The organism is Streptomyces sp. NPDC020807, assembly GCF_040641575.1.
Taxonomy (GTDB): Bacteria; Actinomycetota; Actinomycetes; order Streptomycetales; family Streptomycetaceae; genus Streptomyces.
In genome coordinates this window covers 81508-95360 of sequence record NZ_JBFADU010000007.1, presented here as the reverse complement: position 1 = coordinate 95360, position 13853 = coordinate 81508, and the positions used below count along the sequence as shown (strand labels likewise).

Genomic DNA, 13853 nt, shown 5'->3' with positions numbered 1-13853 from the left:
GGTCGGTCGGGCGAGGACGTGAGGGGGCGGCGGTCAGTCGAAGTGGTCCTCCATCGCCGCGCCGGCGATGGAGGTGCACACCTTGAAGGTCCTGGCGGCGGTGGTCGCGTCCGGTGCGGTGAAGGCGACGCCCCGGGGGCCGTTGGGTTCGACGGTGGGGACGGCGAGGACCGCGGCCGCCAGATGGGGTGCGTGGAAGTCGAGCTCGAAGCGGCGCGGCCGGGCGGGGGCGCCGCGTCCTTCCGGGGCGTCCGCGTGGTCGCGTCGGGTGGGGAGGAGGCGCAGGGCCTCGGCCGCCTGTGCGCGCAGCAGTTCGGCGCTTCGGCCGGGGGGAAGGCAGATGGCGGCGTACCGGCTGGCGCATTCCTTGACCGCCACGACGAGGGCCTCGGGCGCCCAGAGCCGGGCCGCCTCGCAGGTGAGGTCGTCTCCGGTCACCAGGACGACGGGGACGCCGTGCTCCTCGGCGATCAGCGCGTTCATCCGGCCCTCGTCGGCGGGCTCGCCGTCGATGCGGAACGCGGTCAGTCCGGTTCCGAGGTAGGTGTGGGACAGCACCCCCTGCTCTCCGGCGCCCGTGTGGTAGCCGAGGAAGACCACCGCGTCGGCCCGGTCGATCCCCGCCATCATGCCCAGCGGCTTGTGTCGGCCGGTGAGCAGGCGCGCGCGGGGGTCCAGGCTCTCCAGGAGCAGGTTGCGCTGCGTGTAGTGGGCGTCGTTGACCAGCACTTCGGTCGCGCCGCCGGCGAGGAGGCCGTCGACGGCGGCGTTGACGTCGCCGGTGAAGAGCGGGCGCATGCGTTCCCAGGAGGCGGTTCCCGGTTCGACGTCGTCGGGGCACGTGACGCCGGTGGCGCCTTCCATGTCGGCGGAGACGAGCACCCGCGTCATGTCGTGTTCCTTTCGTGCGGGGGGAGGGTGAGGACGGGCGGGTCCGTGCGGAGCACCGCGCGTGCTCCCAGGGGGACGGTGAGCTGACGCGGTCCGTGGCCGGCGGGCAGGCCGGCCGCCACCGGGACTCCGAGGTCCGACAGGCGGTCCCGCATCACGGCCTCCACCTGGCCCCGGGGGCCGCAGTGGGTGAAGTCGCCGAGGAGGACGCCGGCCGTCCGTTGCAGGACGCCGGCGCGTCTGAGCTGGGTCAGCGACCGGTCGAGGCGGTAGGGGTCCTCGCCGACGTCTTCGAGCAGGAGGATGCGGCCTTCGGCGTCGGGCGCGGTGGCGGTTCCCAGCGAGGACGCCAGCATGGTGAGGTTCCCGCCGGTGAGGATCCCCTCGGCGCGTCCGGGAACAAGGACGGGGCCGTCGAGGGCGAACGAGCGCGGCGGCGGTCCGAAGAGGGCCGCGTGGAGGCTTCCGGCACTGACGTCGTCTTCGTGGACGGGCCTGCAGCCGGGCATCGGACCGTGGAGGGTCACCAGGCGGAGGCGCTCCCCCAGTGCCTGGTGAAGGCAGGTGACGTCACTGGAACCGACGAGGAACTTGGGGCCGGCGGCGGCGAGGCGCCGGTGGTCGAGGCGGTCTGCGATGCGCTGGCTCCCGTATCCGCCCCGGGCGCACACGACCGCCCGTACGTCGGGATCCAGCCAGGCCTCGGTGAAGTCGTCGAGGCGTTCGTCGTCGGAACCTGCCAGGTAGTCCTGGTGGGTGGCGTGGAGCCGCGGAGTGGCGCGTACCCGGAGGCCCCACTCCTCCAGCAGGTCCCGGGCCGGGGTCGTCTCCCGCTCGGTCACCGGTCCGGCGGGAGCGACGAGGGCGACGGTGTCGCCCCGTCGCAGGAACGGAGGATACGCGCGGTCCTGACGCGGGGGGCGCCCCGCGGCGGGCGGAACGCCGTCGCCCGTCATGACCGCTCCGCAGGGGCCGGTGCCGCGTCCGTGGAACCGGCCGTGTCCGCCCGGGGACCGGAGGGAGGGGCGAAGATCCGCTCGTAGAAGCGGATCTCGGCGTCCAGGGCCGCCCGGATCGTCTCGGCCCGCCGCCAGCCGTGCCGTTCCCCCGGGTACTCGATGTGTTCGCAGGCGATGCCCGCGGCGTGGAGGGCCTCTGCCATGGCGGAGGACTGGGCGGGGTCCACGATGGTGTCGTCGAGGCCGTGGAGGAGCAGGGCGGGTCCGCTGGCCCTGTCCGCCGCGAGGACCGGGGAGCGCTGTTCGTAGAGCGCGGCGCTCCGCGGCAGGGGGCCGATCAGGCCGTCCAGGTAGCGGGACTCGAAGTCGTGGGTGGTGGCCGCCCAGGTGAGCGGGTCGGTGATGCCGTAGAAGGAGACCGCGCCGGCGAAGGCGTCCGTGTGGGTGAGGGCGGCGAGGGCGGTCCATCCCCCCGCGCTTCCTCCGCGGATCGCCAGCCGGCCGGGGTCGGCGAGCCCTTCGGACACCAGGGCCCGCGCGACGGTGACGCAGTCCTGGACGTCGACGAGTCCCCAGGCGCCGTTCAGACGTTCCCGGTAGGCACGGCCGTATCCGACCGACCCTCCGTAGTCGACCGTCGCGACGCCGATGCCGCGGCTGGTGAAGTAGGCGATCTCGAGGTCGTGCACCATCGGGTAGTCGCCGGTGGGGCCGCCGTGCACGAAGACCACCCAGGGCGGGCGCCGTCGGGCCGGTGCGGCGTGACGGGGGTGAGTGGGCGGGTAGAGGTGGGCGTGCACCGGGAAACCGACGCCCGGGGCGTCGTCGTTCGTCGGCGCCGTGGCACCGCGGTGGAAGGACCTGGCGGTGGGACGCGGCAGCCAGGCGGGGTCAACCGGCGGTGCCGCGTGGGAGGAGAGGATCCGGGTGTCGCGGTCGTGGGTGCCGCCGGGCCCGGGGAGGGCCGTGGTGAAGACGCTGTAGGGAAGGGTCGGGCCGGCCCCGGCGGCGGCCAGGCGGGTCCCGTCGGCGTCGAGGCTCTGGACGAAATCGGTGAAGGGCAGGCCGAGATCGGTGAGTACGGGCCGTTCGAGACCGGCCTCGGGGTCCACGAGGGAGATCCGTCGCCCGGCACCCGTTCCGTGGATGGCCACGGCCCGGCCGTCGGGGAGGGGGGCGAACCAGGTGGATCCGGGCTTCCACAGGGCTCCCCCGAACTCTTCCTCGACCGCGGCGACGACCTGGGCGGGGCCTCCGTGGGCGGGCACCACGTGCAGGGTCCACCAGCCGTCGGGGTCGGTGACCGCCCAGAGGCTGTCGCCGTCCCTCCACTCGGCCTGGACGACGGATTCCCGGGGGCCGCCCGCCCGCACGCCGTGGACGCCGGCGGTGCCGTCCTCCCGCATCGGCGCGACGCACAGTTCGGTGCCGTCCCACGGCATGTTCGGATGGTCCCATCCGATCCAGGACACATGCCGGCCGTCCGGAGACAGCCGGGGGCAGGTTACGAAGTGGTGCGTCGCGGAGATCGTCCGCTCGGCGCCGGTGCTGAGCGAGACGGAGACGAGGGCGCGCTCGATGTCGCGCGTCCCCCCGAGGCACGTCTCGCGCACGGCCCACACCTCGTCGCGCGACGGCGGCACGTAGAGGTCGCCGTAGGTGACGTCTACGCGCGCGGGGGTGAGGGGCCTGGGCACGTCCTGGGTGTCCGGGTGGTGGAGGTAGATGCGCCGGTCGTGCCAGTGGGTGAAGACCAGGCCGGTACCGGCGGGGCGCCAGGACCGGCCGCCGTACTCGTGGAGGCTGTTTCGGGCGTCGAAGCCCGGCGGGAGCACGTCCTCGACGGTGCCGTCCGGTTTCGCGCGCACGACGCAGCGGCGGCCTGACTCGTACGGGCGGGGTTCGTCCCACCACACTTCGTCGCCGACGAGCGAGACCCAGCCCGGCGTGCCGTCCTGGCGGGCGACGATTGCGGCGCTGATGTCGGATTCCCAAGCCCGGAACGGGGGGTGCGTGTCCTGGGTGGAGGAGGGGTGGTTCATCGGGGTCACCGCCTTGTGGCCATGCGAATGGCGTCCGTGTGGTCAGGAGGGGAGGGGCGCGGCCGAGCGAGGCGTGGTGCGGCCGTGCTGCGGGGTGGGGAGCGGGAGGTGGGCCCGGTGCCGTACCGCCGGTTCGACTGCGGCGCGCGAGGGAGCGCGCCTGCGGGCCGGCGATGTGCGGTCACTTCGCGCCGCGGTGCGGTGGGTCCGGGGAGTGTCTGGTCGACGCCGACGGCCGGGGCGGGGCGAAATCCTCAGGGCCGCGGGGCCGGGCCGGCCGGCCGCGGTCGCCGGATGTGCGCGTCCCCGTCCGGTGGACCGCACGGATGCGGCGGAGCCGTTCTCATGACGCACACGCTAGTGAGGCACCACGACTGCGAGCGATCAACAAAAGGTCCCGTCCCGCAGGGCGGGGCACGACGTTTCGTCGTTGTCCGTGGAGCAGGTCGGCCCTACGGAAGCGGGGCACGACGTTTCGCCATGGCCCGGAGAGGCGGGACGACCCCGCGTCCCGGCTTGGTTCACCAGTTGGGGTCCAGGCCGGCCACGTTGGCCGGCAGGGGCAGTTCGCGGGGGTGGACAAGGTAGACCACTCCCCCGCCGCCCGAGGCCGACAGCCACACCCGCTCGAACTCGCCGCGCCGGTAGACCCGTCGCACCTCCTCGTCGGTGGCCGAGAGGGGGTCGTTGACCACCACGTCGCCGTCGGGCGTGAAACCGCAGACGATCTTGATGCTTCCGGCCGGTGAGTAGCCCGCGCCCGCGAGCTCGCCGATGCGGAAGCTCTGGGCCGTGGCGACCGGTATGCCCGCGCAGATGAAGCGTTCGAGTTCGTTCAGCGAGCGCAGCCGGGTGACCATTCCTCCGAGCCCGTAACGGGCCGGATAGGCGGCGTTGAAGGCCCAGTTGCCGCACCCCTTGTAGGCGTAGTCGTAGACCGCGCGCGCGGTGAAGTCGACCTGCGGCGCGGTGTCGGCGGGATCGATCCACGCCGTCTCCGCGGCCTGCGGACCGTGGCCGAAGTACTCGACGAGCATCGCGGTGCAGGCCGGGGCCGACCAGGCCTCGCCTCCCCCGTCCCACTGGGGGCTGTGACCGGTGTGCAGCTCCTGGGAACGGCGGGGGACGTCGAGGACCTTGCCCCAGGCCCCGGCGGGCCCGCTGACCGCCTGGTGGTGGTCGGGGGGCGTGGACGAGGCGGCGAGGTGGAGGGCGTGGACCGCGGGGCCCTCGACGGCGCCTCGGACTCGCGCGAGGCGGACCTCCAGTTCGTACGCCGAGACGGGCCTGCCGGGGGCGGCCACGAACACGTCGACGTCCGCCGTTCCGAACGGGCCGGTCTGACCGGGCACGGTGGTGCGGTGCACCACCGCGTCGTCCGAGGCCCAGTGCGCCATCACGTACCAGGAAGAGGTGTCTCCCGTGGCGTCACGGACGCGCAGCCGCACCATCAGCCGGGTGCCGGCCGGTGTGAGGGCCGTCCAGGAGGGGATGAGCTCCTCGGCGGGAAACGGCAGGTCCCGCCAGCCGGTGGAGCAGGTCGCGTACTCCCATTCCAGCGTGGCGTGACCGTGGTGGTCCACGAAGGCCTCGTCGGCCTCGGCGCTCTCCAGGCGCAAGGCCCCGTCGGTCCAGGCGGTGCCCCTGAAGACGGCATGGGTGAAGTCGCAGGCCTCGGACCAGCGGTGCAGCACCGCCCTCGGCACGAGGGGGCCGTCGCTTCGCCCACGGTTCTCGCCTGTCACGGTCGTCCTGCCGCTCTCTTGTAGCTCCGGTACGGCCCCGCCTGGCGCCGATGCCGGGACAGGGCCCACATGGTAGCGGCCCGGAGTTCCCGATCAGGAGCCCCGGGCCGTCTCGGACGGTCCCGCGCTCAGCTGGGCACGCCCGGCATCGGTGCGCGAGTGAGGGGCGGGAGGTGTCGCCCCGGGGGTCCTCGTCCCCGTCGGCGTGGTGGGATGCCCCGGCGAGCGTCGCCCGGGCGTCGGTCAGGTGCATCGGCCCGTAGCCGGCGTCCACGCTCGGGGCGCCGCCGTGGTCCTCCCAGCGGCTCTGCAGGTACGACACCGCGAGCAGCACCGTCTCGGGGACGTGGTGCCGTTCGCCGGCCGCGCGGAAGAGGTCGGCGCGGGGCCGGACCCTCACCGAGGCGGCTTCCTCCGGGCCGGAGGGTGGCTGTGCCTGGGCAGGGGCCATGGCGAGCGCCCCGGTGAGCAGGGCCGTCACGACGGCCACGGGGCCCGCTGCTCGTCTGCGCGGGATGCGTCTGCTTGTCACGCGTTCGTCCTTCGTGTCGTCGTGTCGATGGGGAAGTGACAGGCGGTCGGGTGGTCGGCTCCGTCGCGCGTGCGCAGTTCGGGTTCCGTCAGGCACTGCTCGCGCGCGTAGGGGCAGCGGGTCCGGAAGCGGCACCCGGACGGCGGTGAGGCCGGGGAGGGCAGGTCGCCTTCCAGGAGGTGGGCGTCATCGGGTGCGTCCCGTCCGGGGTCGGGTACGGGGGCCGCGGCGAGGAGGGCACGGGTGTAGGGGTGGCGGGGAGTCGTGTAGATCTGCTCGCGCGTGCCGGTCTCCACGATCTTCCCGAGGTACATCACCGCGATCCGGTCACACAGGTGCTGGACGACCGCGAGGTCGTGCGAGATGAAGACGCAGGCGAGGCGGAGGTCGCGGCGGAGGTCCTGGAGCAGGTTGAGGACCTGCGCCTGGACGGAGACGTCGAGGGCTGACACCGGCTCGTCGCACAGCAGCAGCCGGGGCCCGAGGGCCAGTGCCCGCGCGATTCCCAGGCGCTGACGTTGCCCGCCGGAGAACTGGTGGGGGTAGCGGTCCCGGTGGGAGGGGTCCAGACCGACCGTTTCGAGGAGTTCGGCCACGCGTCGCCCTCGGTCGGCCTTGGGGACGGCTTCGGGGTGGATGGCGAAGGGTTCCCCCACGATCTGCCCGGCGGTCATCCGGGGGTTGAGGGAGGTGTAGGGGTCCTGCAGGACCATCTGGACACGACGGCGAAGCGTGCGCAGTTCGCGTCCGGAGAGGGAGAAGGGGTCCTGGCCGTCGATCGTCACGGTGCCCGCGGTGGGCCGGTCCAGGGCCATCAGGAGGGAGGCGAGGGTGGACTTGCCGCACCCGGACTCGCCCACGATGCCGAGGGTTTCCGCGCGGCGCACGGTCAGGTCGACGCCGTCGACCGCCCTGACCGCCCCTGCGCGGTGTTTCCGGAGCACACCCGTGGTGATCGGGAAGTGGCGGGTGAGCGCCGTGGCCCGCAGGAGGGGCGGATCGGTCTCAGCCGACGGGAGCATGGTGGACCTCCTCGGCGAAGTGGCAGGCACTGCGGTGTCCTGCGGGCGAAAGCGTTCGGAAGGGCGGTGCTTCGCTGCCGCAGCGCGGTTCGGCACGCGGGCACCGGGGATGGAAGGCGCATCCCGCGGGGACGGAGGACGGCAGGGGCGGGGCGCCGGTGATGGGCACGAGGGGCTTTCCCAGGCGGTCCAGGCGGGGCACCGAGTCGAGCAGGCCACGGGTGTAGGGGTGTCCGGGCCGGGCGTAGAGGTCCTCGGCCGACGCGGACTCCACCGTGCGACCGGCGTACATGACGGTGATCCGGTCGGCCGCCTCGGCGACGACGCCGAGGTCATGGGTGATCAGCAGCAGCCCCATGCGGGTTTCGCCCTGGAGCTGTTTGAGCAGCCGCATGATCTGGGCCTGGACGGTGACGTCGAGGGCGGTGGTGGGTTCGTCCGCGATGACGACCTCCGGGTCGAGCGCGAGCGCCGTCGCGATCATGACGCGCTGGCGCATCCCGCCGGAGAACTGGTGCGGGTAGTCGTGGACCCGGCGCGCGGCGGCCGGGATACGGACGCGGTCCATGAGCGCCACGGCGCGCGCGAAGGCGGCCTTGCGTCCCATGCCCTGGTGCACCCGGTACATCTCGGCCAGTTGGTCGCCCACCGACAGCACGGGGTTGAGCGCGGTGAGCGCGTCCTGGAAGATCATGGACAGACGCGTTCCCCGCACCTGCCGGTGGCGCTCGGGAGACATGGCGAGCAGGTCGTCGCCGCGCAGTCGGGCGGCGCCGCGGGTGATGTGCGCCGGCGGTGTGTCGAGCAGCCCCATGACGGCCTGTGCCGCGACGGACTTGCCCGATCCGGACTCACCGAGCAGGGCCAGGGTCTCGCCTTCGTGAAGGGCGTAGGAGAGTCCGTTCACCGCCCGGATGGTGCCGCGTCGCGTGCGGAACTCGACGCAGAGGTCCTCGACCTCCAGGAGGGGATGTGCGTCGGGGGACATGGGCGCTCATTTCAGCCGGGGGTCGAAGGCGTCGCGTGCGGCATCGCCGAGGAGGATGAAGCTCAGGACGGTCGCGGACAGGAAGAGGGCGGGGAAGAACAGGAGGTGGGGGTGGTCGAGGACGAAGGCCTGGGCCGCGTTCAGCTGGAGTCCCCAGGAGACCTCGGGGTACTGGAGTCCGACTCCCAGGAAGTCGAGTGTCGCTTCGCCCGAGATGACCGCTCCGACGTTCAGCATGGCGACCACGATGACCGGGGTGATCGCGTTGGGGAGGATGTGGCGCACCATGAGGCGGGCGGGGCGTGCTCCCAGCATGCGGGCGGCACGCACGTAGTCGGCGTCGGCCAGGGCGATGACCTGGGAGCGCATGATGCGCGTCATGGTCGTCCAGCCCAGCACCGTCAGGACCAGGATCATGGCGCCGAGGCCGTGGTCGGGGAAGGCGACCAGGATGACGGTGGCTCCGAGGACGAAGGGCAGGCCGAAGAAGACGTCGGTCACCCGGGAGACGAGGGCGTCGAGCCAGCCTCCGTAGAAGCCGCACAACAGTCCGAGGACGACGGCGATCAGGAGGGAGGCCGCCGTCACGGCGAGGCCGGCGATCAGGGAGGGGCGGGTGCCCCGGATGACCTGGGCCAGGTAGTCGCAGCCCTGCAGGTCGAATCCGAAGGGGTGGCCCGCGGAGGGGCCCAGCTTGGAGTCGGCCAGGTCGCAGTGGTCTCCTCCTTCGGTGAGCAGCGACGTGAGGACGCCGGGCGCCAGGGCCATCGCCGTCATCAGCAGGAGGGTGACGACGGCGGCCCACACCGTGGGCCGTGCTCGCAGTTCGAGCCACGCGTCCTTGCTGAGGGACGCCCGCTCCTGGGAGGGCGGGGGCGCCGTGTCGGGCGGTGCGGGGTGCTCGGCGGCTTCGCCCGCGGCCTCCAGGGTCCTGGCGGTGTCAGTCATGGCGGATCCTCGGATCGAGCAGCCCGTAGAGGAGGTCCACGAGCAGGTTCGCGAGCAGGAAGATGAGGACGAGGGCAGTCGTGGTGCCCACGACGACGGGGCCTTCGCGGAGCTGGATGGACTGGAAGAGCTGCTGGCCGACGCCCGGGAGGTTGAAGATGTACTCGGTGACGATCGCGCCGGCCATGAGTCCCCCGAGCTCCAGGCCGAGGAAGGTGACGACGGGGATCAGCGAGTTGCGCAGGGTGTGTCTGACCACGACGCGGCGGCGGCTGAGTCCTTTGGAGTGGGCGGTGCGGACGTAGTCGGCCCGTAGGTTCTCGATGAGGGAGCTGCGGGTGAGCCTGGCGACGTAGGCGAGGCCGAACGAGGCCAGGACGAGGCCGGGCAGCAGGAAGGCGAGGGGCCATCCTTCTTCGGTGCCGGCCACCGGCAGCCAGCCGAGCTGTACGCCGAGGACCAGCTGGGCCATGTAGCCGACGACGAAGACCGGTACGGAGATGACCAGGGTGGTTCCGAAGAGCACCGCGCTGTCGTCCCACCTGCCTTTCCGCAGGCCCGCCCAGACCCCGAGGGCCATGCCGAGGACCACTTCGAGAACCCAGGCGGTGAGGCCGAGTTGCAGGGTGACGACCCATCGGTCGGCCAGCAGGTCCGACACGCGGCGGCCGGTGAAGGTGGTGCCGAGATCACCAGTGAGCAGGCCGGTGAGGTAGTGCGCGTACTGGATCCACAGCGGGTCGTCCAGGTGGTAGCGGGCGCGCAGCTCGGCGAGGACGGCCGGCGGTACGGGTTTGTCACCGGCGAGCCCCTGGATGGGGTCGCCCGGCAGGACGAAGACGAGCGTGTAGATGAGGAAGGTGGTGCCGAGGAGTACGGGCAGGGCGTGCAGCAGGCGACGGGCGACGAATCTCCACACGACGGACGGCCCCCAGGGAATCGGTCTGCGCAGCACTCCCGAAGGGGTGCCGGCAGAGGGTCGGTGACGGCCTCAGTCGTTGACGGTGACGCGGTCCAGGTGCAGCCCGGCGGCGTAGGAGTCGATGACGACGTTCCCGATCCGGTCGCTCCACGCGGACTGGTCCTGCCAGTTCCACAGCGGGATGTACGGGAGGTCGCGCAGGGCGATGTCCTCGGCCTTCTGGTAGGCCGCGATGGCTTCGTTCCCCTTGGCGGCGTTGCCCTTGGCGACGAGGGCGTCGAACTCGCCGTTGCTCCAGCCGGATCGGTTGCCGGGGTAGTAGAGGCCGTCGAGGTAGTTCTGGATGCTGGGGTAGTCGATGACCCAGTTCTGCCGGAAGGGGCCCTTGTTCTTGCCGTCGTTGAGCAGCGAGGACAGGTCGGCGGGGGCCATCTTGCGGAACTTCACGTCCTGGATGCCGAGGTTGTCCTTGAGCTGGTTGGCGACCGAGGTCATCCACTGCTCGTAGGTGGGGTCGGAGTTGGAGAAGTAGAGCTCCAGCGGGCCGTCGAAGCCGCCGGCCTCCTCGAACAGCTTCTTGGCGGCCGCCGGGTCGTAGGCGCAGGTCTTGCCGCACGCGTCGGAACGGTGCCCGGGGATCACGTCGCCGACGAGGGAGGTGGCGGGCTGGTAGACGCCGTTGTAGATGGCCTGGGTGATGCCCTTGCGGTCGATGGCCATGGAGAGGGCCTTGCGGATCCGGGGGTCCGCGAAGCGGGGGTCCTTCACGGGCAGGCCGAGGTAGTCCATGGTTCCGCTGGGGCGGATGGAGAAGCGCTCGCCGAAGAGGCGCTTCGCCTGCGCCGAGTTGGCGGCCGGGACGGTCGTGAGGACGTCCACGTTGCCGGCCTGCAGTTCGGTGAAGGCGGTCTCCCGGCTCGTGTAGATCTTGAAGTCGATGCGGTCGGCCATGGCCTCGCGAGGCCCGCCGTAGCCGGCGAACTTCTTCAGCTTGATCTTCTGGTTGCGCTCCCAGGCGCCGTCGAGCTGATAGGGGCCGTTGCCGATCGGTGCGACGTCGGAGGCGTCCGGGTTGGCCGTGGCCGCCTTGGGGAGGGGGGCGAAGGCGGGGAAGGACAGCAGCATGGGGAACTGGCCGAAGGGCGCCTTCAGGGTGACTTGCAGGGTCGTCTCGTCGATGACCTTGAGCCCCGACAGGGTCCGGGCGGTCGGCTTGGCGCCCTCGTCCGCCGGGTTGAGGGCGTCGTACCCCTTGATCTGGGCGAAGTAGTAGTTCGCGTCCCAGGCGTTGGGTCCGTAGGCGGCGGCGTTCCACGCGTCCGCGAAGCTGGCGGCCGTGACCTTCTCGCCGTTGTGGAAGGTGGTTCCGGACCTGAACTTGATCGTCCAGACGACGTTGTCGTCGGTGAGCCAGGAGAGGGCGGCCAGCGGCTTCGGGGTGCCGCCCTTCGGGTCGAGGGCGGCGGGCGGGTCGAACAGCCCCTGCAGGACCTGGAGGGAGTAGCTGCTGGTGGTGCGGCCCGGCAGGAGGTGGTCGGGCTCCGTGAGCGCGACCGAGTAGGCGCCGCCGGGCTTGCCGGACGCGTTGTCGGACTTCGCCGGCTCGGACGGACCGCAGGCGGTCGCGGACGCGACGACGGTGAGGACGGTGGCTGCCGCGAGGGCGGTGGACCGGAGGGGAATCATGGTGCGCTGTACTCATTTCGGGAAGGCGGTCCGGGGAGGTCGCCGTCGAACGGCGTTCGCGCGGACCGCTCTTGGAGTGAGGCAGGGGCGACACGGTAGGGATCCGGCCGGTGGGGAGACGATCGACGCAATGTCCAGGCCCCTTCGGGATCGATGGACATCGAGTCGTTGCCGCGCCGGCCGCGGGAAGACGAGCATGGGCCGTGGCACCTCGACCGTCGCCCGCCCTTCCTCGCTCGCGGGAGGCGCTCCGGCACGGGCGGAGGTCCGGCGGGCGCGCATGCCGGAGAGACGGTCACGGCGGCACGACCCGCTTTCACCTTCGAAACAGAAGATACATAGCGCGACGACATGCATCCAGAGTTACGTGCGTTACCGATACGAGCTCACCGGCCCCGGGAGTGCGACTCCCGCCCTCGCCCCGCCGTCGGACCCCCGACGTGCCCCCCCCGTCCCCGTTACGTCGCCCGCGGAGAGACAGCCATGACACCCCAACGCACCGCTGGTTCCTCGACCTCCTCAGCCCTCCCCCGCCGCACGCTCCTCGCCGCCGTCGCGGCGGCCGGCTGCACCGTCGCGCTCGCGTCGTCGCCGGTCCACGCCGCCGTGCCCACCGTCGATCCCGTCGGGCGGCAGATGCGGGGGTTGTGGATCGCCTCCGTGGTCAACATCGACTGGCCGAGTCGCACGGGCCTGGACGCCGCCGCCCAGCGCGCGGAGTTCGTACGGCTGGCGGACGAAGCCCTCGCGTGGGGGTTCAACGCCTTGTTCGTGCAGATCCGGCCGACGGCCGACGCGTTCTGGCCCTCGCCGCTCGAACCCTGGTCCCAGTGGCTCACCGGTGCGCAGGGGAGGGACCCCGGGTACGACCCGCTGGGCTTCATGGTCGAGACGGCGCACGAGCGCGGCCTCGCGTTCCACGCCTGGTTCAACCCGTACCGCGTGTCCATGCAGCCCGATCCGTCCGCACTGGTTCCCGAGCACCCGGCCCGCGTCCATCCGGAATGGTGCGTCTCCTACGGCGGGAAGCTCTACTACGACCCCGGCGTGCCGGCCGCGCGCCGCTTCTGCCAGGAGGCGATGCTCGACGCCGTCAGGCGGTACGACATCGACGGCGTGCACTTCGACGACTACTTCTACCCCTATCCGGTCGCGGGATCCGACTTCCCCGACGAGGAGACGTTCCGGACGTACGGAGCGGGCCACGCGGACAAGGCGGCCTGGCGCCGGCACAACGTGGACCTCATGGTCCGTGAGATGCGGGACGCCGTGCGTGCCGTACGGCCGGACGCACTCTTCGGCATCAGCCCCTTCGGCGTCTGGCGCAACGCCACCACGGATCCGCGCGGTTCCCGGACCGCCGCCTTCCAGTCGTACGACGGCCTGCACGCGGACACCCGCGGATGGGTCGAGCGGGGGTGGCTCGACTACGTCGCGCCCCAGGTGTACTGGCACATCGGACTGCCGGTGGCCGACTACGGCGTCCTGGCACCGTGGTGGGCCGAGGTGGTCCGGGGCACGGACACGGAGCTGTGGATCGGACAGGCCGTCTACAAGTCGGGGGCCGCGGGGCAGCCCGCTCCGTGGCAGGACGGCAAGGAGCTGACGCGCCACCTGACGCTCAATGCCACGCTTCCCGACATAGGCGGCGACCTCTTCTTCAGCGCCAAGGACGTCCGCGCCGATCGCGTGGGTGACTTCGCCGCCATGCGGGCCTCCCACTGGCACCGACCGGTCCTCGGCCCCCTGCCGACCCGGCTCGACGAGGGTCCGCTTCCGCGACGACCGACCGTCGAGGTCCGGCGAGACGCCCACACCGGCACGGCCTCCCTGCACATCAGGGCGGGGGCGCCCGGCAATAGGGACGTGCCGTTCCGTTACGCGGTGTACCGGTTCCCGCGCGACCCCGGGCACCGTCCGGAGGGGGAGCACGCCTCCCTCGTGGCGGTGATTCCCGGCGGCCGGCAGGCCGTTTACGACGATCCGGGCGCGCCGGGGGGCTGCTGGTACGCGGTGTCCGCCATCGATCGCGTGCAGCGCCAGGGCAGGCTGTCCCGCCCCGCGCACTGACCCCCGGGGCGCGGGGCGACCGGCCCGCACGGGCGGCGGTCGCCGCGC

General features: G+C 72.2%; 10 protein-coding genes and 1 pseudogene. 1 reads left to right on the top strand and 10 read right to left on the bottom strand.

Going from position 1 to position 13853, the window contains the following annotated elements:
• Nucleotides 1-33: 33 nt before the first annotated feature.
• The 10 genes and pseudogenes from AB0G79_RS14020 to AB0G79_RS13975 all read right to left on the bottom strand — a co-directional run bounded on the left by AB0G79_RS14020 (nt 34) and on the right by AB0G79_RS13975 (nt 11735).
• Nucleotides 34-891 carry a M55 family metallopeptidase gene (locus tag AB0G79_RS14020; protein WP_360805407.1) on the bottom strand — a complete coding sequence of 286 codons (858 nt, stop codon included), beginning with the start codon at nt 889-891 and terminating at the stop codon, nt 34-36.
• Nucleotides 888-1847, bottom strand: a complete 960-nt coding sequence (locus tag AB0G79_RS14015; RefSeq protein WP_360805404.1) for an LD-carboxypeptidase — start codon at nt 1845-1847, stop codon at nt 888-890. Before AB0G79_RS14015 ends, AB0G79_RS14020 begins: the two co-directional genes overlap by 4 nt.
• Nucleotides 1844-3892, bottom strand: a complete 2049-nt coding sequence (locus tag AB0G79_RS14010; RefSeq protein WP_360805401.1) for a prolyl oligopeptidase family serine peptidase — start codon at nt 3890-3892, stop codon at nt 1844-1846. The genes AB0G79_RS14015 and AB0G79_RS14010 overlap by 4 nt, the downstream gene beginning before the upstream one ends.
• A gap of 521 nt (nt 3893-4413) precedes the next feature.
• On the bottom strand, nt 4414-5637 hold the full coding sequence (locus AB0G79_RS14005) for a C39 family peptidase (RefSeq protein ID WP_360805398.1): 1224 nt from the start codon (nt 5635-5637) through the stop codon (nt 4414-4416).
• Nucleotides 5638-5794: 157 nt separating this feature from the next.
• Nucleotides 5795-6088, bottom strand: a pseudogene (locus AB0G79_RS14000) (N-acetylmuramoyl-L-alanine amidase); the annotation flags it as partial.
• 77 nt (nt 6089-6165) lie between these two features.
• Nucleotides 6166-7191: an oligopeptide/dipeptide ABC transporter ATP-binding protein gene (locus tag AB0G79_RS13995; protein ID WP_360805395.1), complete on the bottom strand. Its 1026-nt coding sequence runs from the start codon at nt 7189-7191 to the stop codon at nt 6166-6168.
• Nucleotides 7175-8179: an ABC transporter ATP-binding protein gene (locus AB0G79_RS13990; protein ID WP_360805392.1), complete on the bottom strand. Its 1005-nt coding sequence runs from the start codon at nt 8177-8179 to the stop codon at nt 7175-7177. The genes AB0G79_RS13995 and AB0G79_RS13990 overlap by 17 nt, the downstream gene beginning before the upstream one ends.
• A 6-nt stretch (nt 8180-8185) precedes the next feature.
• Nucleotides 8186-9127 (bottom strand): ABC transporter permease, encoded by a 942-nt coding sequence (locus AB0G79_RS13985; protein ID WP_360805390.1) that lies wholly within the window; start codon nt 9125-9127, stop codon nt 8186-8188.
• A complete protein-coding gene (locus AB0G79_RS13980; RefSeq protein ID WP_360805387.1) occupies nt 9120-10046 on the bottom strand; it encodes an ABC transporter permease in 927 nt (308 codons plus the stop codon). The genes AB0G79_RS13985 and AB0G79_RS13980 overlap by 8 nt, the downstream gene beginning before the upstream one ends.
• A 72-nt stretch (nt 10047-10118) precedes the next feature.
• On the bottom strand, nt 10119-11735 hold the full coding sequence (locus AB0G79_RS13975; RefSeq protein ID WP_360805384.1) for an ABC transporter substrate-binding protein: 1617 nt from the start codon (nt 11733-11735) through the stop codon (nt 10119-10121).
• A 483-nt stretch (nt 11736-12218) separates the two neighbouring features.
• Here AB0G79_RS13975 and AB0G79_RS13970 point away from each other — a divergent pair, with 483 nt between their 5' ends.
• Nucleotides 12219-13805: a family 10 glycosylhydrolase gene (locus AB0G79_RS13970; protein WP_360805382.1), complete on the top strand. Its 1587-nt coding sequence runs from the start codon at nt 12219-12221 to the stop codon at nt 13803-13805.
• Nucleotides 13806-13853 lie beyond the last annotated feature (48 nt).